At 55.6% G+C, this 23,883-nt stretch carries 23 protein-coding genes and 1 pseudogene; 11 read left to right on the top strand and 13 right to left on the bottom strand.

From position 1 onward, the window contains the following. Nucleotides 1-22: 22 nt before the first annotated feature. From rnd to SB719_RS02660, 5 genes are all read right to left on the bottom strand, one after another. Nucleotides 23-1,144: a ribonuclease D gene (gene rnd / locus SB719_RS02680; protein WP_304232861.1), complete on the bottom strand. Its 1,122-nt coding sequence runs from the start codon at nt 1,142-1,144 to the stop codon at nt 23-25. Nucleotides 1,145-1,243: 99 nt separating this feature from the next. Then, nucleotides 1,244-2,920: a long-chain-fatty-acid--CoA ligase FadD gene (fadD, locus tag SB719_RS02675; RefSeq protein WP_139074185.1), complete on the bottom strand. Its 1,677-nt coding sequence runs from the start codon at nt 2,918-2,920 to the stop codon at nt 1,244-1,246. Nucleotides 2,921-3,125: 205 nt separating this feature from the next. Then, nucleotides 3,126-3,719 carry a Slp family lipoprotein gene (locus SB719_RS02670; protein ID WP_065649146.1) on the bottom strand — a complete coding sequence of 198 codons (594 nt, stop codon included), beginning with the start codon at nt 3,717-3,719 and terminating at the stop codon, nt 3,126-3,128. A gap of 61 nt (nt 3,720-3,780) precedes the next feature. Then, complete coding sequence (gene tsaB / locus SB719_RS02665) at nt 3,781-4,479, bottom strand: tRNA (adenosine(37)-N6)-threonylcarbamoyltransferase complex dimerization subunit type 1 TsaB (protein WP_065649145.1); 699 nt, start codon at nt 4,477-4,479, stop codon at nt 3,781-3,783. Between the two features lie 52 nt (nt 4,480-4,531). Beyond that, nucleotides 4,532-6,442, bottom strand: coding sequence for an ATP-dependent DNA helicase (locus SB719_RS02660; protein WP_412158866.1), 1,911 nt, complete (start codon nt 6,440-6,442; stop codon nt 4,532-4,534). A gap of 125 nt (nt 6,443-6,567) precedes the next feature. Here SB719_RS02660 and SB719_RS02655 point away from each other — a divergent pair, with 125 nt between their 5' ends. Next, nucleotides 6,568-6,906, top strand: a complete 339-nt coding sequence (locus SB719_RS02655) for a RidA family protein (protein ID WP_412158865.1) — start codon at nt 6,568-6,570, stop codon at nt 6,904-6,906. 12 nt (nt 6,907-6,918) lie between these two features. On the opposite strand, the gene SB719_RS02650 is transcribed toward SB719_RS02655, so the two are convergent. Beyond that, entirely contained in the window at nt 6,919-7,104 is a 186-nt protein-coding gene (locus SB719_RS02650) for a YoaH family protein (protein WP_065649143.1), read from the bottom strand. Between the two features lie 111 nt (nt 7,105-7,215). On the opposite strand from SB719_RS02650, the gene pabB reads away from it, so the two are divergent. From pabB to SB719_RS02630, 4 genes are all read left to right on the top strand, one after another. Then, nucleotides 7,216-8,574, top strand: a complete 1,359-nt coding sequence (gene pabB, locus SB719_RS02645) for an aminodeoxychorismate synthase component 1 (protein WP_304232852.1) — start codon at nt 7,216-7,218, stop codon at nt 8,572-8,574. A 1-nt stretch (nt 8,575) separates the two neighbouring features. Then, nucleotides 8,576-9,142: a CoA pyrophosphatase gene (locus tag SB719_RS02640; protein WP_292971163.1), complete on the top strand. Its 567-nt coding sequence runs from the start codon at nt 8,576-8,578 to the stop codon at nt 9,140-9,142. Between the two features lie 188 nt (nt 9,143-9,330). Further along, nucleotides 9,331-10,695, top strand: coding sequence for an L-serine ammonia-lyase (gene sdaA / locus SB719_RS02635; protein ID WP_304232847.1), 1,365 nt, complete (start codon nt 9,331-9,333; stop codon nt 10,693-10,695). Between the two features lie 229 nt (nt 10,696-10,924). After that, nucleotides 10,925-12,484 carry an EAL domain-containing protein gene (locus SB719_RS02630; protein ID WP_304232845.1) on the top strand — a complete coding sequence of 520 codons (1,560 nt, stop codon included), beginning with the start codon at nt 10,925-10,927 and terminating at the stop codon, nt 12,482-12,484. Nucleotides 12,485-12,530: 46 nt separating this feature from the next. On the opposite strand, the gene SB719_RS02625 is transcribed toward SB719_RS02630, so the two are convergent. Next, nucleotides 12,531-14,096 carry a TerC family protein gene (locus SB719_RS02625; RefSeq protein WP_304232843.1) on the bottom strand — a complete coding sequence of 522 codons (1,566 nt, stop codon included), beginning with the start codon at nt 14,094-14,096 and terminating at the stop codon, nt 12,531-12,533. Between the two features lie 498 nt (nt 14,097-14,594). Here SB719_RS02625 and manX point away from each other — a divergent pair, with 498 nt between their 5' ends. The 4 genes from manX to SB719_RS02605 are packed head-to-tail and all read left to right on the top strand — an operon-like array spanning nt 14,595 to nt 17,768. Next, a complete protein-coding gene (gene manX / locus SB719_RS02620) occupies nt 14,595-15,542 on the top strand; it encodes a PTS mannose transporter subunit IIAB (protein WP_065649137.1) in 948 nt (315 codons plus the stop codon). A gap of 56 nt (nt 15,543-15,598) precedes the next feature. Continuing rightward, nucleotides 15,599-16,399, top strand: a complete 801-nt coding sequence (locus tag SB719_RS02615) for a PTS mannose/fructose/sorbose transporter subunit IIC (RefSeq protein WP_065649136.1) — start codon at nt 15,599-15,601, stop codon at nt 16,397-16,399. 14 nt (nt 16,400-16,413) lie between these two features. Then, nucleotides 16,414-17,259, top strand: a complete 846-nt coding sequence (locus SB719_RS02610) for a PTS mannose transporter subunit IID (protein ID WP_065649135.1) — start codon at nt 16,414-16,416, stop codon at nt 17,257-17,259. A 50-nt stretch (nt 17,260-17,309) separates the two neighbouring features. Then, complete coding sequence (locus tag SB719_RS02605; protein ID WP_292972399.1) at nt 17,310-17,768, top strand: DUF986 family protein; 459 nt, start codon at nt 17,310-17,312, stop codon at nt 17,766-17,768. Here the strand turns inward: SB719_RS02605 and rlmA are convergent. From rlmA to SB719_RS02580, 5 genes and pseudogenes are all read right to left on the bottom strand, one after another. After that, nucleotides 17,765-18,571 (bottom strand): 23S rRNA (guanine(745)-N(1))-methyltransferase, encoded by an 807-nt coding sequence (gene rlmA / locus SB719_RS02600; protein ID WP_412158864.1) that lies wholly within the window; start codon nt 18,569-18,571, stop codon nt 17,765-17,767. The genes SB719_RS02605 and rlmA overlap by 4 nt on opposite strands. A 138-nt stretch (nt 18,572-18,709) precedes the next feature. Next, nucleotides 18,710-18,919, bottom strand: a complete 210-nt coding sequence (gene cspE / locus SB719_RS02595; protein WP_021510024.1) for a transcription antiterminator/RNA stability regulator CspE — start codon at nt 18,917-18,919, stop codon at nt 18,710-18,712. A 21-nt stretch (nt 18,920-18,940) separates the two neighbouring features. Continuing rightward, a pseudogene (locus tag SB719_RS02590) lies at nt 18,941-19,076 on the bottom strand (DUF2627 domain-containing protein). A gap of 514 nt (nt 19,077-19,590) precedes the next feature. Further along, complete coding sequence (locus tag SB719_RS02585; protein ID WP_293005989.1) at nt 19,591-20,592, bottom strand: MBL fold metallo-hydrolase; 1,002 nt, start codon at nt 20,590-20,592, stop codon at nt 19,591-19,593. Between the two features lie 19 nt (nt 20,593-20,611). Then, a complete protein-coding gene (locus SB719_RS02580; protein ID WP_292971115.1) occupies nt 20,612-20,887 on the bottom strand; it encodes a YebO family protein in 276 nt (91 codons plus the stop codon). A gap of 211 nt (nt 20,888-21,098) precedes the next feature. Between SB719_RS02580 and SB719_RS02575 the strand changes: the two genes are divergently transcribed. Together SB719_RS02575 and SB719_RS02570 are read left to right on the top strand one after the other, a co-directional pair. Further along, nucleotides 21,099-21,338 (top strand): YobH family protein, encoded by a 240-nt coding sequence (locus SB719_RS02575; protein ID WP_314688331.1) that lies wholly within the window; start codon nt 21,099-21,101, stop codon nt 21,336-21,338. Nucleotides 21,339-21,479: 141 nt separating this feature from the next. Next, nucleotides 21,480-22,859, top strand: a complete 1,380-nt coding sequence (locus SB719_RS02570; protein ID WP_065649129.1) for an MFS transporter — start codon at nt 21,480-21,482, stop codon at nt 22,857-22,859. A 63-nt stretch (nt 22,860-22,922) separates the two neighbouring features. Here the strand turns inward: SB719_RS02570 and htpX are convergent, their stop codons facing one another. Next, entirely contained in the window at nt 22,923-23,804 is an 882-nt protein-coding gene (gene htpX, locus SB719_RS02565; RefSeq protein ID WP_065649128.1) for a protease HtpX, read from the bottom strand. Nucleotides 23,805-23,883: the final 79 nt, after the last annotated feature.

Raw genomic sequence — 23,883 nt, 5'->3', positions numbered from 1 at the left:
AACGCAGGGGAAAGTCGCGGTTTTACAGCGCCTGCAGAATCTGATCGATCCCTGGCTTCAGCAGCTCACCACGCCAGCCATTCAGCAGTTCGGGTGTGCGGTTTGCTGATTTCAGCCCCCAGTATACGCTGAGAACCTGATTGATCTGGCGGCGTGATGCCAGCAGTTCCTGACTGTACCCTGTCTCTTCGCTTACCTGCTGTACCAGCGCTTTAATCGCTTTAAAAACCTGCTTATAGTGCGGGTGCTCAATGAGATTGGGCAGCGGCGCCGGCAGCGTTGCCTCATCCTGTACCAGCGCATCCGCCACCAGCTCAATCATCGTTTTACCGTGAAAGCGGATTTCATGGCCGTTGAGTCCAAGGTGATCCAGTTCACCGAGGCTGCCAGGCAGATAGCGAGCCACTTTCCACAGATTCTCTTCACGCACTACAAAGTTAACCGCCATATCTTTCTGACGCGCCACTTTCAGACGCCAGGCTGCCAGGCGCTGCAGTGCCGCCAGCTGGCGCGGACGCAGCTGCCAGGCGTTGGTGATATCGCGCCACGCTTCCTCAGGCTGCACGATGTCCAGCCGACGCTGACACAGCATGTCGCACTCGCTCAGTGCTGCATGCATATTGCCGGCGGCGTCAGTCTGCGTCATCAGCTGACGAGCAATCGGCAGCAGGTACGCAACATCCGCTGCGGCATACTGACACTGGCGCTCGGTCAGCGGGCGCGCGAGCCAGTCGGTGCGGGCCTCACTTTTATCCAGTTCGATCTGGTTAAAGTGATTCACCATGGCCGCAAAGCCCCAGGAGAGCGGCTGACCGGAAAAAGCGGCCAGGATCTGGGTATCGATCATCGGCTGCGGCAGGCAACCAAAGCGATGCAGAAAGACTTCCAGATCTTCGCCACCGGCGTGCAGAAATTTCGTCACCTGCACGTCCTGCAGCAAAGCGATAAACGGCGCCCAGTCACCAATCGGCAGTGGATCGATCAGCACCAGTTGTTCACCATCAAACAGCTGTATCAGCCCAAGCTGAGGATAGTAAGTCCGGGTGCGTACAAATTCAGTATCCAGAGCAACAGCATCATGCTGGCGAGCCAGGCGGCACACTTCAGCCAGCTGGTGGTCTTGGTCGATCAGGGTGTAATTCACGTATTTATTCCCGCTGCGCAAACCCCGCGCAGCGCTCCATGTTAAAAGCAATAAAAACGCCGGTCGTTGCCGGCGTTAACCTGTGGAAGCGCGGCAACCTTATTGCCCTTCCCGCTTCGCCTCATCGCGCAGTTCACGCCGTAAAATTTTGCCCACGTTTGTCTTTGGCAGCTCTTCACGAAATTCAATGATTTTCGGCACTTTGTAGCCGGTCAGCTGACGCCGGCAGTGATCCAGCACCTCTTCTTTGGTAAGTGCAGGATCTTTTTTAACAATACAGACCTTCACCGCTTCACCAGAGAGTTCGCTTGGTACGCCAATCGCAGCGGCTTCACGGATTTTTGGATGCTGCATCAGCACATCTTCGATTTCGTTAGGATAGACATTGAAGCCGGAAACCAGAATCATATCTTTTTTACGATCGACAATCCGGATGAACCCCTCGCTGTCCACGGTAACAATATCGCCAGTATGCAGCCAGCCATTTTTCAGCACTTCCAGCGTGGCGTCAGGACGCTGCCAGTAGCCCGCCATCACCTGCGGGCCGCGAATGCAAAGCTCGCCCGGCTCGCCCGGCGTCACTTCGTTATCCTGATCGTCAATAATCCGTACATCGGTAGAGGGCACCGGCAGGCCAATACTGCCGGTATGACAGGTAATGTCATAAGGGTTAACCGACACCAGCGGGGAGCATTCGGTAAGGCCGTAGCCTTCAAGCAGATAATGCCCGGTGAGCTTTTCCCAGCGCTCGGCGACGGCTTTCTGAACTGACATACCTCCGCCAGCTGAGAGCCGCAGCGTGGAGAAGTCGAGTTTGTTAAAGTTTTCGTCATTGAGCAGCGCGTTAAACAGCGTATTCACGCCGGTGATGGCGGTAAACGGGAATTTAGCCAGCTCTTTAACGAACCCTGGAATGTCGCGCGGATTAGTAATCAGCAGATTAGTGCCGCCGAGATCAAGGAACAGCAGGCAGTTAACCGTCAGCGCAAAAATATGGTAAAGCGGCAGCGCCGTCACCACATGCTCCTGCCCGGCACGCAGCAGTTTGCCATAGGTGGCTTTTGTCTGCTCCAGATTGGCCTGCATGTTGCCATGGGTCAGCATTGCACCTTTAGCAACGCCGGTGGTGCCGCCGGTGTACTGCAGAAAGGCCAGATCATTATTACTTAACGCCGGGCGCTGATAAGCCATACGTGCGCCCTGCTGCAGCGCATGCCGCAGCGGCACCGCGCCAGGTAAATGGTATTTCGGCACCAGCTTTTTGATATATTTGACGACGAAGTTCACCAGCGTTGCTTTGACCGGTGCCAGGTGATCGCCCATACGCGTCAGCATGACATGCTTAACTGCCGTATCTGCCACGACCTTTTCCAGCGTGTGGGCAAAATTGGAGACGATAACAATCGCGCTGGCACCGCTGTCGTTGAGTTGATGCTTCAGCTCGCGCGGGGTATAGAGCGGGTTCACATTCACCACTACCATACCGGCACGCAGCACACCAAACAGCGCCACCGGATATTGCAGCAGATTAGGCATCATCAGCGCTACGCGATCGCCCTGCTGCAGTCCCAGCCCCTGTTGCAGCCAGGCGGCGAAGTCCCGGCTCTGCGCGTCGAGCTGGCGATAGGTCAGCGGCTGACCCATATTGATGAATGCAACGTTGTCAGCATAATGCAATACCGCATGTTCAAAGAGATCGACCAGAGAGGGATAGCGGTCGGCATTTATTTCTGCTGGCACATCTGGCGGATAGCGTTTCAGCCAAACTTTCGTCAAAGAGTCACCCCGATATTCTTGTTGCGTAGCCATCGCCGCCTCTGCAATCAGTGTTGTTAACAATACTTTAACTGATTGTACCAGTTTGCCGGTCGCGGCATTTTCAGGTTGCGAAGCCCATCACTAAATTTCGCGCGCCGGTTACGCGCCCAATAAAAAAGCCCGGCTGCGTGCACCGCAACCGGGCCGGAAAAGTATGCAGCGGCTATTCAGTCAGGATAGTCTGTACCTGAGCCGGCCCTCCCAGGTTCATCCCCCAGTAAGGGTTTGGCCCCCAGTAACCGGGATGATGCCGCGACGGACCATACCCGATCCAGGGATCGATCGGCTGAGGTGGCGTCATAACCTGCTGAGTAAGGTGCCAGCGCTGATAGCCACGCACATCAATTACAACAAAGTTATAACTGGCCTTGCCAATCTCACCTTTCTCGGTGCCCTTTATCGTACCCAGCACCGTAATATATTGGTTACTCAAATCGACCGGATCAACAAATCCGTTGATATCGGCGTATATCCGTCCGATTGAGGCAGCACCCAGCCGGGGCCGGGCGCTGTCATCCAGCGGCTGCGTGGCTATTTCCAGTCGCGTCAGTCCGTTAAGATTAGTAACGCGTACTACTTTACCGCCAAAACGCGACTCCTGGCCGACATAAAGCTGGGGGGCATTCATCACGCGCAGTAAATCCTGCTGCGGAAGCGCCGAGCTGCCTTTAATAGAATCGGGTACGCTGACGCAGCCACTTAGCAGCAACACACACGCCAGTACGCTACCAGCGATTCCAGCACGATAACCTGGCATAAGCACATCTCCTGTAATTTTTAATTTAGACTGGAGGTGCAAAAATAAGTTGCGTAGCGGCTCAGCGTCCGGGCAACTTTTTCCACGCCACTTCGTTACGCAGGTAAACCGGCTCTGCATGCTCAACCGCTACGCTCTCCCCACGCTGCCACGCCTGCAGTGCCAGCGGCAGCATATCTTCAGCCGCAGGCAGCGTAACGGACGTTGCCAGCAGGGTTGCGCCCGGCGTGGTCATCAGCTCAGGCCAGGCCTGCCAGCCGGTGCCTGCGGTCGCCCACTCACCGCTCAGCGCGGCGATACGGGCAGCGGCAGCCTCTGGCTTCAGCACTGCTTCACTTTCAGCACCGTGCCAGTGGCCCGCTTCATCACGCTGATATTCAGCCCAGTAGACTTCGCCCATGCGTGCATCAATCGCCACCAGTACACGCGTGGCTCCGGTCAGCCGCCAGGCACCCTGCGCCATTGTTGCCAGCGAAGAGACGCCAATCATGGGTAAATCTGCCCCCAGTGCCAGTCCCTGCGCAATGCCAATACCAATGCGAACACCGGTAAAACTGCCCGGTCCGCGCCCAAACGCCAGCGCGTCCAGCGCGGTCAGTTCCAGCTGCTGCGCCTGCAGCAGCGACTGCACCAGCGGCAAAATACGTTGCGTGTGATCGCGCGGGGCAATTTCAAAACGGGCATCGATCTGCTGCTGATTCAGCAGCGCGGCAGAACAGGCTTCTGTCGCCGTGTCCAGTGCTAAAATTCGGGCGGACATAACAACCTCAGAGAATCAAAATGGCGCGCATCTTATCACAAAGCGGCATAAATTAGTGTTCCTCTGCCTGCCGGACAAAGTCGATCGCGCGCGCCAGATCGCGGGTACGCGGCGTGGGTGGCAGACTGTTGAGAAAGAGTTCGCCGTAGGGACGTGAAACCAGACGCTGATCGCAAATCACCAGTACGCCGCGATCGGCGGTGTCGCGGATCAAACGCCCGACCCCCTGCTTAAGGGTGATCACCGCATCCGGCAGCTGCACATCACTGAACGGATCGCCACCGCGCAGCCGGCAATCCTCCATGCGCGCTTTCAGCAGCGGATCGTCTGGCGAGGTAAACGGCAGTTTATCAATAATCACCAGCGACAGAGCATCGCCGCGGACGTCGACACCTTCCCAGAAGCTGCTGGTCGCGACCAGCAGCGCGTTGCCCGCCTCCAGAAACTGCTTCAGCAGCTGCCCTTTACTGGTCTCGCCCTGCAGCAGCACCGGCAGAGTCATTGACGCACGAAACTCGGCCGCCAGTTCACGCATCATTTTGTGTGAAGTGCAGAGAAAAAAGCAGCGCCCTTTATTAGCATCAATCAGCGGCTTCATCATCCGCGCCAGCTGCCGGGCTCCGCCGGGCGCATTTGGCTCCGGCATATTGCGCGGCACACACAGGAGCGCCTGCCGGGCGTAATCAAACGGACTGTCGAGGATCAGCGTCTGCGCCTGCTCAACACCAAGACGACTGGCGAAGTGCCCGACCTGTTCATTCACCGCCAGCGTGGCAGAAGTAAATACCCACGCCGCTTTACGTGTATTCATCACCTCACGAAAGCGTTCTGCGACTGAAAGCGGCGTCAGCGCCAGCGTAAAGTGCCGGCTGGTACATTCATACCAGTAGCTGAAACCGGGTTCGCTGATGGCGCGCAGTCGTTTCAGGCGGGTGCGATAGAGCGCCGCGCGCTCAAAAGCTGCGTCCAGCAGCGCCGATCGCCCCAGAGAGAGTTTAATGACGTCGTAACAGAGTTCGAGCGCATCATCCAGCAGGGTGAACATGCGCATAACGTTATTGTCACTGAGCAGATCGCGCAGATTACCGCGAAAGCCGGGTTCGCCAAGCGTCAAACGAAAATCCTGCGCGCACTGCGCCAGCCGATCGGCAGATTTTTGCAGCTGCTGTACATCGCGCACCTCGGTGCGATAGGCAAGAATGATATCTTTGGCGAGATCCTGCAGCTGGCGGCTGGAGAGCTGCTGACCAAAGTACTGGCTGGCGATATCAGGCAGCTGATGCGCCTCATCGAAGATCATCACGTCCGCTTCCGGGATCAGCTCGCCGAACCCCCCCTCTTTCACCACCAGATCGGCCAGAAACAGGTGATGATTGACCACCACAACGTCAGCATCCATCGCTTTTTTGCGTGCTTTCACGACAAAACACTCTTTATAGAGCGGACAGTCACTGCCAAGACAGTTGTCATTGGTGCTGGTCACATAGGGCCAGATGGGACTGTCTTCGGCAACGCCAGCGCAGTTGCTGATATCGCCATCTTTTGTCTCTGATGACCAGCTGCGCACGTGGATAAGATCGCCCAGCGCCTGAACGGTAAGGTCGCCGCCGCTCTGATTTTGCTGCTCCATACGTTCGAGACAGAGGTAGTTAGACCGGCCTTTTAGCAGCGCGGTTTTTCCGCTGAACTTCAGCGCCCGGGCAATGGTGGGCAAATCGCGATTATAGAGCTGATCCTGCAGCGCTTTGGATCCGGTAGAAACAATAACCTTCTTCTTTGCGCGTAATGCAGGCGCCAGATAGGCATACGTTTTACCGGTTCCGGTGCCCGCCTCCACCACCAGCTCTCCGCTGTGCGTGACGGCGGCTGTAACCGCCTTCGCCATTTCATGCTGCGCTGCGCGCGGTTTAAAACCGGGAATTGCCTGCGCTAGCGCGCCATCGGCTGCAAAATCGTCTGCCACACATCCTCACCTGTTACCTGAAAACTACTGTAATTATGTCAGGATTCGGCAGACGCGACCACAACAGATGACATCCCGGCCCGGTTATGGCAGGCTGGCGCAGCAAAAAAACAGAGGAGAAAAGCATGTCTATTACGCGTATCGATCCCGAACATCGTATGTCTGAAGCCGTGATACATGACAATACGATTTACTATACCAGCGTACCGGAAAACCTGGATGCAGAGGCGCAGACGGCCAACGCGCTGGCGGTGATTGACCGTATTCTGGCGCGCGCCGGCTCAGATAAAAGCAACATTCTTGACGCCACCATTTTTCTGGTTGATAAAGCGGATTTTGCTGCAATGAATCGTGCCTGGGATGCGTGGGTGTCGCCTGGCAATGCGCCAGTACGCTGCACCGTACAGGCCGGGCTGATGAACCCGCAATATAAAGTTGAAATAAAGATTATTGCCGCACGTTAAGCGGCACGGGCACTATTCGTTCTCATCTTCATCGTCGAAGCGTGCCCGAATTGCCTCACCCGTAAAGGTTTCGCGAATTTCCTGTGCCACCTGCGCAATCGCCTGTCCGCTGGACATACCGCCCGCCATCAGTTCCTGAATTCGCTCAACCGCCTGCTGCTGCTGCTCATGAGATAGTGCCGGAAGCCCTGTAAACATACGTTACTCCAGATTAAATCGGACGGGCATTATCCCACGTGGAACAAACAGGTGCCAGTGGCAAAAAAATATGTCAGGCTACGCCTCTGCCTGTTGAATGCTGCTGAACTCATGATCGCAAAAACCCTCACGCTTACCTATACCCCCGATGCCCTGCTGAGCCGCTTTGCCACGCTCGCGCATCGCCCGTGGGCCATGCTGCTGACCTCAGGTCAGGCCGATCACGCGGATAACCGTTTTGATATCCTGACTGCCGATCCGCGCGTCACGCTGACCACGCGCGGCAGGTATACTGAAATTGATGATGGCACCGGCATGCGGCGCTCTGAAGAGGACCCGCTGCAGCTGCTGCAGCGACAGATTGACCGGCTGGACCTGCAGCCCGCTTTCCATCCCGATCTGCCTTTTCAGGGCGGTGCGCTTGGCCTGTTTGGCTACGATCTCGGACGCCGGTTTGAACGGCTGCCGGATGTAGCGCAGCAGGATTTGCAGACACCTGACATGGCGGTGGGCCTGTATGACTGGGCGTTGATTGCCGATCACCACCTGCAGCGGCTCACGCTGGTTTCTCTCAGCGATGCTGACGCGCGCTGGCGCTGGCTGCAGGCGCAGGCGCTTCCGCCGCCGCGGGCGTTTCGCTTAACCAGCGCGTGGCGATCTAACCTCACGCGTGAGGCCTACGCAGCCCGCTTTAATGCCGTACAGGCGTATATTCAGGCGGGCGACTGCTATCAGGTCAACCTTGCCCAGCGTTTCGAAGCACACTACAGCGGAGATGAGTGGCAGGCGTTTCTGCGCCTTACGCGCGCCAATCGCGCGCCCTTTAGCGCATTTCTGCGTCTGCCGGACAGCGCGCTGCTCAGCCTGTCGCCGGAACGCTTTCTCTCGCTGCAGCAAAACGTCATTGAAACGCGCCCGATAAAAGGCACGCTGCCGCGCCTGGCAGAACGGGAGGCCGATCGTCTGCAGGCAGAGAAACTGGCGCACTCGGCTAAAGATCGCGCTGAGAATCTGATGATTGTTGATCTGATGCGTAATGATATTGGACGGGTCGCTGAACCTGGCAGCGTTAGCGTCCCGGAACTGTTTGTGGTTGAACCGTTTCCGGCAGTGCATCATCTGGTGAGCACCGTGCGGGCCCGCCTGCCTGATGCTTTACGCGCTACCGACCTGCTGCGCGCCTGCTTCCCGGGAGGCTCAATCACCGGGGCGCCCAAAATCCGCGCGATGGAGATTATTGAAGAGCTGGAGCCGCATCGCCGGAACGCCTGGTGCGGCAGCATCGGCTATATCAGTCTGTGTGGCCGGATGGACAGCAGTATTACCATCCGTACACTGATCGCGGAAAACAATACCCTCTACTGCGCTGCAGGCGGCGGACTGGTGGCCGACAGCGAGCTGCAATCTGAGTATGAAGAGACCTTCCATAAGGTTAACCGCATTCTGCCCAGCCTTAGCGACGAGAAGTAAAATGACGGCCGAACTCAGCCAGTTTTTGACGCGTTTTATGCTGCAGCCCCCGCGCCCCGCGCGCCTGCCGGCCCCTGCCGGACGTCATGCGGCAGTGCTGGTGCCGATTATCAATAGCGCCGAGCCGGCACTGCTGCTGACGCGCCGCTCGGCGCTGCTGCGCAAACATGCCGGCCAGGTTGCATTTCCGGGCGGCATGCAGGATGCCAGCGATACCTCACTGATCTGTACTGCCCTGCGTGAAGCGCAGGAAGAAGTGGGCATCGATCCTCATCAGGTGAGGATCGCCGGTGTACTGCCGGCAGTCACCAGCAGTACCGGCTTTGCCGTAACGCCGGTAGTCGGTATCCTGCCAGCCATGCCGCTCCGGCTAAACCCGGATGAAGTAGAAAGCGCATTTACTATGCCACTGCGGGAAGCACTGCATCTGGCACGCTATCATCCTCTGACTTTGTATCGCGGCCAGCAGCAGCACCGGATCTGGCTCTCCTGGTATAACGATTATTTTATCTGGGGCATGACGGCCGGCATTATCCGCGCACTCGGTCAGCAGATCGCGCTGCCCTGAATCCTGTCTGCAAACTCCTGGCTGAAAAATCGATCCACTTCACAAAGGTACGGCCAGATAACTATTTCTGCGGTTTATAATTAGATTATTTCATGCGAAAAGCTGTTCTTTCGCCCGCCGTGGCGATTACTATTAGCCGCAATTACGGCTCAGGCCGCAGAAACCCGTATTTGTGAGGAGCGTCACCGTTGATTAGTGTTTTTGACATGTTCAAAGTGGGCATCGGCCCATCCAGTTCACATACTGTAGGCCCGATGAAAGCGGGCAAACAGTTTGTTGATCTGCTGGCTGAGCAGGGCAAACTGCAGGATGTCACACGCGTAGCGGTGGATGTGTATGGCTCTCTCTCGCTGACGGGTAAAGGGCATCATACGGATATCGCTATCATTATGGGCCTGGCGGGTTATGAACCTGCTACCGTGGATATTGATGCGATCCCGGCGTTTATCAAAGACACAGAAATGCGTGAGCGCCTGCTGCTGGCTAAAGGCGCACATGAGGTGGATTTCCCGCGTGAAGGCGGCATGGTATTCCGCAGTGAAAACCTTTCACTGCATGAAAACGGCATGACGCTGTATGCGTTTGCCGGGGATTTGCTGATCCTGACGAAAACCTACTACTCCATTGGCGGCGGGTTTATCGTTGATGAAGCGCATTTTGGTCAGCCGGTACTGGATGAAGTCTCTGTGCCTTATGCATTTCACTCCGCAAAAGAGTTGCTCAGCCACTGCAGTGAGACGGGGATGTCGCTGTCAGGACTGGTGATGCAAAATGAGCTGGCGCTGCATAGCCGTGAAGAGATTACTCACTATTTTACCGACGTCTGGCAGACCATGCAGGCGTGCATTGACCGTGGCCTGAACACCGAAGGCGTACTGCCCGGGCCGTTGCGCGTGCCGCGTCGTGCCGCCTCTTTACGCCGCCTGCTGGTCTCTTCGACCAAGCATTCTAACGATCCGATGAACGTGATTGACTGGGTCAACATGTTTGCCCTGGCGGTAAACGAAGAGAATGCCGCAGGCGGACGCGTGGTCACGGCTCCTACTAACGGTGCCTGCGGCATCGTGCCGGCGGTGCTTGCCTATTACGATCACTTTATCGAAAGCGTCACGCCCGATATCTTCATTCGTTATTTTCTCGCGTCAGGCGCTATTGGTATTCTCTATAAAATGAACGCCTCAATCTCTGGTGCCGAGGTAGGCTGTCAGGGCGAAGTTGGCGTCGCCTGCTCTATGGCGGCAGCGGGTCTGGCGGAACTGCTGGGTGCCAGCCCGGAACAGGTGTGCGTGGCGGCAGAAATTGGCATGGAGCATAACCTGGGTCTGACCTGCGATCCGGTTGCCGGCCAGGTACAGGTGCCGTGTATCGAGCGCAATGCTATTGCGTCGGTCAAAGCCATCAACGCGGCGCGCATGGCGCTGCGCCGCACCAGCGCCCCGCGCGTCTCGCTGGATAAAGTGATTGAGACCATGTACGAAACCGGGAAAGACATGAACGCTAAATATCGCGAAACCTCGCGGGGCGGTCTGGCCATCAAAGTACAATGTGACTGATGTTTATCCGAAGTGCGCTGATTACATTTAGCGCACTCATACTAATTTCTGCTTTTTTACCTACCTCGGCGTTGCCAAACCAGATATTGTAATTTTCCTGCGCGGATCCGGCAGGCCGCGTTTTTTATTGCCCTCTTTTTTACCGGGCAGCGCTAAACCTGGCCGTCCCTGTGCCGATAACCTTCACGTTAATTTGCTCCTGATCTGTGTCTTAACAAGGTGGTTACTGATGCTCATTCCCCAGCAATCTGTGGGTCAATTTCGCCGTAAGCGGCTGCTTATTGCGTTAGTGATCGCGACGCTGGTTTTGATCCTGACTCTGGCTTTTCGTTATATCGAAGAGAAGTCACGTATTGAGCAACAGTCGCTTAACTTTGCCAGCCGTGCCATTGAGCGGTTTGATCGGATGTTCTCACCGCTGGATGTTTCTGCCAATAATACGCTGGGGCTGGTGGGCCTGCCCTGTTCGCTGGTGCGTTATCCGCTGATCGAAAAGATCGCTGCACTGCAGACGGTGCGCACGGTGCTGCTGGTGCAAAACGACACTATCTACTGCTCCAGTATCTATGGCGCACGCGATATCTCTTTTAGTCAGACCTACCCGGAGCTGGCGCTCAATAATCAGCGTATGCTGCTGACTACAGATGATTATCTGCTTAAAGGCTCGCCGGTGCTGCTGCTGTGGACGCCAAAGTCGCTGGATAATCGCGATGGCTTACTGCAGGTGGTGAATGTTGAACTGATGAGCAATTATCTGCTTGAGCCTCAGCTGCCGTGGGTAGAGCGGGCTATTTTCAACGTGGGCGGTCAGAGCCTTGAGTATGGTAATCCGATGATTGAACATACGGTGCCCTCGGAGGATGAAGTCGCTTACGATCAGGCATCATTACGCTACCCGTTCACCATTACACTTTATGGTCCCTCACCTGCGCGTCTGGCGTTAAATACGCTGCCTTCCCAGCTGCCGCTGGCAATGATGCTGAGCCTGCTGATTGGCTATATTGTCTGGCTGGCCACGGCCAATCGTATGAGCCTCAGCTGGCAGATCAGCTACGGGATCACCGCCAGTGAATTTATGGTTTACTGTCAGCCGCTGATCAATGCCCGCAGCGAACAGTGTGAAGGTATTGAGCTTTTGCTGCGCTGGCATAATCCGCGCCAGGGATGGATTGCGCCGGATGTCTTTATCCCACTGGCGGAACGGCAAAACCTGATCGCTCCCCTGACCCGCTTTGTGATTGCCCGGGCCGTAGAGGCCCTGCCGCAGCTGCCGCAAAGCAGCGCGTTCCATATTGCGATTAACGTCGCCGCCAGCCATTTTCACGATCGCGCCATTGTGGAAGATTTGCAGCAGATATGGTGGCCCGCTAATCCGCATCCGCAGCTGGTGGTTGAGCTGACAGAGCGTGACGCCTTGCCGGTTATCGATCAGTCGGTCGTGGCGCAGTTGCACAACATTGGGGTGCGTCTGGCGATAGACGATTTCGGCACCGGACACAGTTCGCTGGCCTACCTGAAGGATCTGCAGCCCGATGTATTGAAAATTGATAAGATTTTTACGGCGGCTATCGGCACTGATGCCATTAACGCCACGGTAACCGATATGGTGATTTCACTGGCGCAGCGCCTGAAGATTGCGCTGGTGGCCGAAGGCGTAGAGACCGCTGAACAGGCCTCCTATCTGCGTGAACGCGGGGTAGATCATCTGCAGGGTTACTTCTATGCGCGCCCCATGCCAATTGAAGATTTTCCGGCATGGCTGGCCCGGCATCAGGAAACAGAAGCATAAAAAAGGGCCGTCGCGATGACGGCCCTGTCAGCATAATCACGCGTAATTACGCGTTTTCTTCATCTTCATCGTGAGGCGCATCTTTGGTCACCCGCACCAGGTCGATACGGTAATCCGTCGCTTCAACAATTTCAAAGTGCAGCGGCGGCAGATCAATCACTTCACCGGGCTGCGGCAGCTGACCTTTCTGCTCAATCAGCAGACCCGCCAGCGAAGCGTGATCGTCTTCCTGTTTGACCAGTTCATGATAGTCGAGCAGCTGCTGCAGCGAATGCAGATCGGTACCGCCCTTGACCAGCCAGCCATCACCATCGGCGATCACATCCGGCGTCTCATCTTCATCCGGAAATTCACCGGCAATCGCTTCAAGTACGTCCAGCGGCGTAATCAGCCCCTGTACCATACCAAATTCATTGGTCACAATGACAAAACTGCCTTTCGCCCGGCGCAGCACGCCCAGCAGATTAATGGGATCCAGCGTCTCAGGTACAATAATTGCCGGTGAGCCAGATGCGAACGTGGTTACATCCATACCGTGTTCCAGCGCCACCAGCAGCTCTTTCGCACGCACCACGCCGATAATCTCATCCAGCTCACCGCGGCACACCGGAAACAGGCTGTGTGGCGTATCCAGCAGCTGCATGCGGATCTCATCCAGCGGGCGCGTCACATCAACCCACGAAATATCACCACGCGGCGTCATGATGCTGCGAATTGAGCGCTGCGACAGCGTCAGTACGCCGTTGATCATAAAACGCTCTTCATCTTTAAACGCTTCCTGCGGTATGGCGTTATTCAGCGTATGATCATCCTGTGAAGGCTGCTGCTGACGATTGCGACCGCCCATCAGACGTAAAATAGCCTCTGCCGTCCGCTCACGCATCGGGCGACGCGCCTGATGGCGCATAAAGTTGCGACGGGCGATCTGGTTAAACAGCTCAATCAAAATTGAGAAACCAATCGCCGCATAGAGATAACCTTTCGGGATATGGAAACCGAACCCTTCCGCCACCAGCGATAAACCAATCATCAGCAGGAAGCTCAGACAGAGCACTACGACCGTCGGATGCGCGTTAACAAAATTAGTCAGCGGTTTTGACGCCAGCAGCATCATACCCATTGCGATCACTACCGCCGTCATCATCACCGGCAGGTGATTAACCATACCGACTGCAGTTATAACGGCATCCAGCGAGAAGACGGCATCCAGCACCACAATCTGTGCAACTACCGCCCAGAAGCTGGCATAGTTGCGATTACCCTGCTGCTCCATCCCTTTATTTTCCAGCCGCTCATGCAGCTCCATCGTGGCCTTGAAAAGCAGGAACAGGCCACCAAACAACAGGATCAGATCGCGGCCGGAAAAGCTGAAATCCATCACGCTGAACAGCGGACGGGTCAGCGTGACCATCCACGAAATCAGTGAAAGCAGGCCGAGGCGCATTACCAGTGCCAGCGACAGACCAATCAGTCGCGCTTTATCGCGTTGCTTTGGCGGGAGTTTGTCAGCAAGAATGGCGATAAAGACCAGGTTATCAATACCCAGCACAATTTCCAGCACGATCAGCGTTAACAGCCCCGCCCAGATCGAGGGATCCAAGAGAAACTCCATCAGTGACTCCTTGCTAATAAAGTAGACGCGCGAAAATCAGTCTGCACCGGTAAGTGAGACAGCTGAATAGTCGGGGGCGAAATAACGCTGAACGGCATGGCGATCTGGGCCGGCTGGCACAGTAAGGATAAGAAGCGACGTCGGTGACGGTCCATAAAGGTGAGCTTGAGCCCGGTACTCCTGAATAATAAACAGAAAGTTAATGTATCAGTTACCTCAACAAGATCAAAAAATTTTCTTACATTTACAAATAACTGCGCTGGCACAAAAAAATGGCATAAAAAAGTCCGCCAGGCCGCTGTTACCTCAGATAACCGACAGGCGTCACACTCTTTCTTCTTTCGCTAACTAAAATAAACGGCGACCTTAACGCAAATTGATAAATGCTCAGACCTTTATCGTAGCGGCTCATACTTACCTGCCTGACGAGTCCGGCCGCATCTTTATCCCTGTTAACGCCCTTTACTGACAGGGTTTCGTTGTAAACGGAGGTAGCAGGTGACCATCGCAATAGTCATTGGTACACACGGCTGGGCAGCAGAGCCGCTCCTGAAAACAGCAGAGATGCTGCTGGGCGAACAGCACAATGTGGCCTGTATCGATTTTGCACCCGGTGAAAATGCCGAAACGCTGATGGATAAGTATCGCGGCCGGCTGGCAGAACTTGATACCGCACAGGGCGTACTGTTTCTGGTTGATACATGGGGAGGCAGCCCGTTTAATGCCGCCAGCCGCCTCGTCACGGATCGCCCGGATCAGGAGGTTATTGCCGGCGTCAATATTCCGATGCTGGTCGAAACGCTGATGGCCCGCGATGACGACCCTGAACTGGCGGCGCTGGTGCAGGTCGCGACCGAGGCCGGCCGGCAAGGCGTCAAAGCACTAAAGGCAACCTCTGTCTCCTCTGTTGCAGCACCGGTTAAGCCTGCTGCGCCGCCGCTGGCGCCTGGGCAGCATATGAAAATCGGGCTGGCACGCATAGACGATCGTCTGATTCATGGTCAGGTAGCGACCCGCTGGACCAAAGAGACCGGCGTCAGCCGCATCATCGTGATCAGTGATGAAGTGGCAAACGATCATGTGCGCAAAACCCTGCTAACTCAGGTAGCGCCGCCAGGCGTTACCGCGCACGTGGTCGATATTGCAAAAATGATCCGCGTCTGGAACAACCCTAAATATGCTGGCGAACGCGTTATGTTGCTGTTTACTAATCCCACCGACGTTGAGCGCGTTGTGGCGCAGGGCGTGAATATCACCAGTGTGAATATCGGCGGCATGGCATTTCGCCAGGGTAAAACGCAGGTTACTAATGCGGTTTCAGTGGATGAGAAGGATATTGCGGCCTTTCGTCAGCTCAACGCCCGCGGTATTGAGCTTGAGGTGCGCAAAGTGTCTACCGATCAAAAACTCACTATGATGGACCTGATTGCGAAGGTCACTGCCTGATTTGCTGCCGCCCGGTAATTACAGCGGGCATCCTGAGTGTGCTGAGGAGATGCAAAATGGAAATAACCACGCTACAGATTGTACTGATATTTATCGTGGCCTGTATTGCCGGTATGGGATCTATCCTGGATGAATTTCAGTTTCACCGTCCGCTGGTCGCCTGCACCCTGATTGGCGCCGTGCTGGGTGATATGAAAACCGGCATTATTATCGGCGGTACGCTGGAGATGATCGCGCTGGGCTGGATGAATATCGGAGCGGCGGTAGCCCCCGATGCGGCTCTCGCCTCCATCATATCCACCATTCTGGTCATTGCCGGCGGGCAAAGCGTCGGTGCCGGTATTGCGCTGGCGATACCGCTGGCGGCGGCGGGTCAGGTGCTGACCATCATTGTGCGAACGCTGACCGTGGCATTTCAGCATGCGGCAGATAAAGCGGCCGAAAAAGGCAACCTCACCGCCATCTCCTGGATCCATGTCTCCGCCCTGCTGCTGCAGGCGATGCGCATTGCTATACCTGCGCTGATAGTTGCTATCTCTGTCGGCACCAGCGCCGTGCATACGCTGCTGAGTTCTATTCCGGACGTGGTCACAAACGGCCTGAATATTGCCGGCGGCATGATTGTGGTCGTGGGATACGCGATGGTCATCAATATGATGCGCGCCGGCTATCTGATGCCGTTCTTCTATCTTGGATTTGTCACCGCCGCGTTTACTGATTTCAATCTGGTCGCACTGGGCGTTATCGGCGTGGTGATGGCCATTCTGTATATCCAGCTCGCCCCGAAATATAACCGGGTCACAGGCGCAGCGCCGGCAGGCGCGACGCAAAACGACCTTGATAACGAACTTGACTAGGAACAGGTGCCACTATGGTTGACAGCACGCGAATAGCGAAAAAGCTCACTTCCGGTGATGTGCGCGCCGTGTTCATACGTTCTAATCTGCTTCAGGGGTCATGGAACTTTGAACGCATGCAGGCGCTCGGTTTCTGCTTTTCTATGGTACCGGTGATCCGTCGCCTCTATCCGGAAAACGACGACGCACGTAAACAGGCGATCAGGCGTCATCTGGAGTTTTTCAATACGCATCCCTATGTAGCCGCGCCGGTACTGGGCGTCACTATGGCAATGGAGGAGCAGCGGGCAAACGGTGCCGCAATTGACGATGGCGCCATTAACGGATTAAAGGTGGGCCTGATGGGCCCGCTGGCAGGCGTGGGCGACCCCATCTTCTGGGGCACCGTACGGCCGGTATTTGCCGCGCTTGGTGCGGGTATTGCCATGAGCGGCAGCCTGCTGGGTCCGCTGCTGTTTTTTGTGCTGTTTAACGTTGCCCGCCTGCTGACCCGCTATTATGGCGTTGCCTATGGCTATCGCAAAGGCGTTGATATTGTCAGCGATATGGGCGGCGGTTTTCTGCAGAAGCTTACCGAAGGCGCATCGATACTCGGCCTGTTTGTGATGGGCGCTCTGGTCAATAAGTGGACGCACGTTAATGTGCCGCTGGTGGTCTCCCGCATCACCGATCAGACCGGTAAAACCACGGTCACCACCGTTCAGTCTATTCTCGATCAGCTTATGCCAGGCCTGATCCCGCTGCTGCTGACATTCGGCTGTATGTGGCTGCTGCGCCGCAAAGTCAATGCGCTCTGGATCATCATCGGCTTCTTTGTTATCGGCATAATTGGTTACTGGATTGGCCTGCTGGGACTGTAGGCCGCTTTCCGGCCAGACGCATGACACAGGCAGTGTGAAGAGGAACTATGATGGCGCTGACCGATCTGCTGCTGATACTCTGCATTGCCGCTCTGCTGTTGTTTGCCATTTACCATGAAGCGGTGTTGCCGCGCCGTAAAGGCGTTACCCTGTTGCGGGTCGCACTGCGACGACGTCACCTGCCCGATAGCGCCATTTTTATCGGACTGCTGCTGATTCTGCTGTGGAAAAATGTCAGCAATGCGGGGTCGCCGCTGACGACAACGCTGATTATGGTGCTTTGTGCACTGACATTCTGGTTATGCTGGCTGCGCCGTCCGGTGCTGCTGCTGAAGCAGGAAGGGCTGTTTGATAACGGAATCTGGATCCGCTATGCACGCATTGCCGCGATTAATCTTTCGCAGGAGGGGGTTCTGCTGCTACAGCTGGAGCGACGGCGGCTGATGATTGCGGTCAATACGCTGGATGATCTGGAGCGTATCTGGCGTACGCTCCTCACTGCCCGCTAATCGCGCTGCCACAGCGAAAGCGTAAAGTCAGCGTCGCAGAGGAACGATTCTGCCTCTGCCAGCGTTTGCCATACCGTTTCCGTCGCACGCCAGGCAAAGGGAGTCATCTGCAGCAGGCTCACTGCTTCAGCACCGCTTAGCGTCAGGCCATAGCTGAGAGACTGCGACTCACACAGCGTAAAGCCGGTATAGGTTTTCTCTTCTGCAGCATGCAGCTGCACCTGCGAATAGATTAGCGCCTTAAACTGCTGCAGATGGTGCGGACCTGGCGTAACGGTCAGCAGATAACCGCCTGGTTTTACCACGCGGCTAAGCTCCTCTTCATTACAGGGCGCATAGATGCGCACCACCGCATCCAGCACAGCACTGGCAAACGGCAGCCGCTGGCTGGAGGCCACGCAAAACCGTACCTGCGCATAGCGCTTTGCCGCCATGCGGATTGCCGGTTTGGCGACATCCAGCCCAAAGAGCTGAGCGTCTGGCAGCGCGCTGGCCATGGCGCTGGTGTAATACCCTTCACCGCAGCCAATATCCAGAATCTGAGCCGCAGGCAACGTCAGCCGTTGTGCCAGTATTGCTGCCACGCGATCGCGTAGCTGCTGGTAGTGGCCTGCATCCAGGAAAGCGCGGCGCGCCTGCAGCATCTCCAGGCTGTCACCCGGCTCTCGCGACCCTTTGTGCTGCACCGGCAGCAGATTGACATACCCTTCTCTGGCCTGATCAAACTGATGACCAGCGTCACAGCGAAACGCGCCCGCCTGCTGGGTTAATGGCTGGCGACACAGGGGACAGATCAGGGACATAACAAACTCCGGTTCAACAATAAGCGGCGCAGTTTACCCTGAAGCAGAAGTAACAAAAAGCATAAAGAAAAGCCCCGCTCGGAGAGCAGGGCTTACGATTCGTTTCAGCAGGTACAGTGACCCGGGCTGAGCAGAAAATCAGATAGCGGTAACGTTAACCGCTGCAGGACCTTTCTGGCCATCCTGAATTTCAAACTCAACCTGCTGGCCTTCAGCCAGAGTTTTGAAACCATTACCCTGGATAGCAGAGAAGTGTACGAACACATCTTTGCTGCCGTCAGCAGGAGTAATAAAACCAAAACCTTTAGACTCGTTAAACCACTTAACCTGACCTTTAATCTTTGCCATTTTGCAAATTCCTTTAAATGTTTATTTTGCCCGAAGGCAGTATTGCAGAGAAAACAGAGACGTTACTGAATGAGGCACTAATTTAAGGTTCGGCAAGGAAGCGGTATTCAACGTCAACGTCTTTACTCAAAACTTCTTTACTGAAGATGCCATGCATAAACAGAACTGTACCTCGTTTGACCCGCTGATGGTTATCACATATCCGCTAAATAATGGCAAGGCATTTTTAAACAGTGGTCGACTTGCCGCACATTATTATCGGGGACACCCATTCTGCAGCCCTGAAATAGAGGTCACAAACGGGCAATGCTGCACAAAACCCTTGATGATTAGCGCTTTTCTGCAACAGCGTCAAGCGCAGCGGCAACACGGAGATTTGTGTTAAGCGCCAGACACGACGTTAAACATGTTGCATTATTATGGCAGAGAGAAAGTATTTATCTCTGCCTTGTAAAATAACAGCGCCTGCTTCTCTCAACACACAGTGTGTACAATTAAGCCTGCGGGGTACAGGTTATAAAACGCTTTTGCACCAAAACCGGGAAAGTTATTATCGGTCCGCTCCGGATATAAGCATTAACCTGCTGAACTTATCTGTTATTTTTATAAGGCTACGGATCTGCACAGATTAAAAAAACTGTACAGGATATGCATTACCGCTCAGAAAAATCTTATACAACATCTGACAGTGTCCGGCTTTCCCCCACCCGCCACGGGCTGAAACGCCTGGCCAGAGGCGTTTCAGCGGCGACCAGCGCACGCATCAGTTCAGCAGGAGGCGCATCCAGCGCTTCATCAGCCAGTTCATAAACGCCCCAGTGTATAGGTATGGTTAATGGATGCCCGGCATGTTGCCACAAGGTTACCGCTTGCTGAGGGTTCATATGCTGGCTGCGCATGAACCATTCTGGTGCATACGCGCCAACCGGCAAGGCAGCAAGGTTAAATGGCCCAAGCCGCTGCGTAATCTGCAGCAGGTTATCACTGTAACCGCTGTCGCCGGAAAACCAGAAGTTGAGGGTGCCGCAGCGAATTACCCAGCCGCACCAAAGTGAGCGATTGCGATCCCACAGCGTGCGCATACTCCAGTGGCGCGCCGGTACGGCAGTGATGCTCAGCTCCTGATTATTCGCAGACTCCCACCAGTCCATCTCGGTTACGTTGCGGGCGCCCCGCTTCCGGCACCATGCGCCCAGACCAAGCGGAACCCTTATCTGTACCTCAGGAAAGCAGCGCAACAGGCGCTTTATCGTGACCCGATCAAGATGATCATAGTGGTTATGTGAAATCAGCACATAGTCGAGCCGCGGCAGCTGTGTCACATCAAGCGGCGAAGGTATCTGACGTTCAGGACCGGCAAAGGGCAACGGCGAAGCGCGCGGCGATAATGCCGGATCGATCAGGATATAGCGCTGCTTCAGGCGCAGCAGCAGCGCAGCGTGGCCCAGCCACCAGATGCGATCGTCACTGCCGCTCAGATCGGCAGGCTGATACCAGCGCGCGCTGAAATCCGCATAGCCGTTTGCAGGCGGCGGCGGGAGATGCTGCGCTTTACGTTCACGACGCCAGCGCTGTAAATCACCGGGCTGACGCAACTCACCTTCGGGATTGCAAAATCCGTCAGGCGTATGATGTGCTTTTGAAGCGTCGTACCAGGGATTTCTGCGGCTCATGCTCTCTCCGTGTTTACAATCAGCGTTCCGGGATCAGCCGGATAAAATCGCGTGAGGCAGTGCCCTCGTCATCCTGTACAGCAGACGACGTTTCTCCCTGCGCCTTCGCAATACGTTGCAGCAGCGCGGTCTGTTTTTTCTGCTCTTCAACCAGTGTCTCCAGCAGCTGCAGATGCTCGCTGGCACGCACGCTGGCGCGATTAACAAAAAACCAGATGATAAAGGCCACAAGAATAATGAGTGCCACGATACCATAGTGCAGCAGCGGGCTGGAGTTTGCGGCTAATTCGTTCATAACGGCCTCAGGTGACGATCGGTAAAGTTTTAACGGCGCTAATTCTACCTGTTGCGTCAGGAAAAGATATCTTCTGCGGCAAAAGCAGATTTTGCCTGCCACAGCGCTTTCAGCTATCTCCGATCGTATTGGCGGGCAAAGCACGGCATGGTACGCCTGTCGCGCTTATAGCCAAACGGAAGCGGCGCATTTTCAATTTCGGGAGTTAATAATGAAATACTTTATTCGTCTGGTCATGCTGTTCGCACTGCTGTGGCTGGCCCTGCTCTTCACTGGCTATGGTGTACTGACCGGCAGCGCTGAAAAAGCAGCGGGTCTTGGCCTGGAATGTAACTATCTGACCGCACGCGGTGTCATGATTGCCCGGTATCTGCATACTGATAGCGGCATTGTCGGTGTAACGGCCTGCCCGCTGCTGAAAAAAAGCGGTGAGGTCATTGATAACCAGTAATCCTGTCGGGCTCAGCGTGAGCCCGTTTTCATTTCTCTCACGCCGGCATCAGCGAATGCGTGTTTTTCACACCTGTGCCGATGCTTTCTGTCGCTGAATTGATTAGCATGATGATATTCACTTCCTTTACTTATCACTATTATGCCTTCAATTGCTCCTCAGGATGGACTTCCGCTGCCGCAGCGCTATGGCGCCATCATAACCATTGCGCTGGGTATTATGATGGCGGTGCTGGATGGTGCTATCGCTAACGTAGCGCTGCCAACAATTGCCCGCGATCTCAGCGCCAGCCCGGCTGAGTCAATCTGGATAGTCAACGCGTACCAGATCGCTATTGTGACCTCCCTGCTGTCGCTCTCCTTTCTGGGGGATATGCTGGGATACCGCCGTATCTATCAGGCCGGACTTATCCTGTTCATCGCAACGTCGCTGTTTTGTGCCCTCTCCTCCACGCTGACCACGCTGACTGTGGCGCGTGTGCTGCAGGGGTTTGGCGGCGCCGCGCTGATGAGCGTTAACACCGCGCTGATCCGCATTATTTATCCGCAGCGCTTTCTCGGACGCGGTATGGCAATCAATTCCCTCATTGTTGCTGTTTCCAGCGCCGCCGGTCCCACAGTTGCCGCGGCTATTCTTGCCGTAGCCAGCTGGCAGTGGCTGTTTTTAATCAATATCCCGTTTGGGCTTGCGGCGCTCTGGCTGGCGCTGCGGTTCCTGCCCGATAATCCGCAAAAAGCGCGCCAGCAGAAATTTGATATTCCGAGCGCGGTGATGAACGCGCTGTTTTTCGGACTGCTTATCACCGCATTGAGCGGCTTTTCACAGGGGCAGCCCGCCAGTCTGATCGTGGCCGAGCTGGCGGCGCTGCTCATTATCGGGATTGTCTTTGTGCGTCGTCAGCTGACCATGACGGTGCCATTGTTACCGGTTGATCTGCTGCGTCTGCCCCTGTTCTCGCTCTCCATTGGCACCTCTGTCTGCTCTTTCTGCGCGCAGATGCTGGCTATGGTTTCGCTGCCGTTTTATCTGCAGAATGTGCTTGGCCGGGATGAAGTAGCAACCGGTCTGCTGCTGACGCCGTGGCCGCTGGCAACAATGGTGATGGCGCCGGCTGCCGGACGTTTGATTGAGAAATATCACGCAGGCTTGCTGGGCGGGCTGGGACTGGCGCTGTTTGCCGCCGGGCTGTTTCTGCTGGCCATGCTTCCGGCGCAGCCTGCTGATGCGGATATTATCTGGCGTATGATGCTGTGCGGTGCCGGTTTTGGCCTGTTTCAGTCGCCTAATAATCACACTATTATCTCTTCCGCCCCGCGCAGCCGCAGCGGCGGAGCCAGCGGGATGCTGGGCACCGCGCGCCTGACAGGACAAAGCGCCGGTGCCGCACTGGTGGCTTTGATGTTCAACCTGTTCAGCGATAACGGCACGCACGCCTCTTTGATCCTTGCCGGAGGTTTTGCTTCCGTTGCCGCTGCGATAAGTCTGGTGCGGCTGACCCAGTCGCGTGCGCCAGCGGCCTGAGGCTCTTCGTGTGCCAATAAAAAAGGCATCACCGCAGTGATGCCTTTTTTCCGTCAGTCCGGGTTATTTCAGATACTGCCCGCTGCGCAGCGCTTCGATACGCTTATCAAGCGGCGGGTGAGACATAAACAGCTCACTGAACGACTTGTTTTTACCGTTGATGCAGAACGCCATCATACTGCCTGGCTCCTGCGGCTCGTAGCTGGTTTTCAGACGCTGCAGCGCGGCGATCATTTTCTCGCGGCCAACCAGTTTTGCCGATCCTGCATCAGCATGAAACTCACGGTGGCGTGAGAACCACATCGTAATAATGCTGGCGAGAATGCCAAAGAGCAGTTCCAGCACCGTTGCAACCGCAAAGTAGACCAGCGGATTACCGTTGCTGCTCTCTTCGCCATCGCGGTTACCGGACAGAAAGCCCGACGCAACCTGCGCAATAATGCGCGAGATAAAGATAACAAAGGTGTTCACAATGCCCTGAATCAGGGTCATGGTGACCATATCTCCGTTAGCGATATGCGCGATCTCGTGCGCCAGTACGGCTTCGGCTTCATCGCGGCTCATGTTCTGTAGCAGGCCGGTTGACACCGCGACCAGCGAGGCGTCGCGGCGGGCGCCGGTCGCAAAGGCATTAATATCGGGCGCGTGGTAAATGGCCACCTGCGGCATCGCAATGCCAGCCTGCTGTGCCTGGCGACCCACGGTCTCCATCAGCCAGCGCTCGGTCTCATTGCGGGGCTGCGTAATTACCTCCCCGCCCACGGAGCGCAGCGCCATCCATTTGGACATCAGCAGTGAAACAAACGCACCGCCAAAGCCAAACAGACCCGCCATAATCATCAGGCCCTGAACACTGCTTGACTGGATTCCTGTCAGACTCAGAATGAGTCCGAATACCAACATCACCGCCAGGTTGGTGATCAGGAAAAGAGCAATACGCATCATAAATGTTATTCTTCCTCAGTTGTGCACGCGCTTGTACGCGGATATATATCCTATGTTCATTACGCGGCTTTTCAAGCGA

This window comes from Pantoea sp. SIMBA_079 (assembly GCF_046940275.1).
GTDB classification, from domain to species: Bacteria; Pseudomonadota; Gammaproteobacteria; order Enterobacterales; family Enterobacteriaceae; genus Pantoea; species Pantoea borealis.
This window is presented reverse-complemented; position numbering and strand designations above follow the sequence as displayed.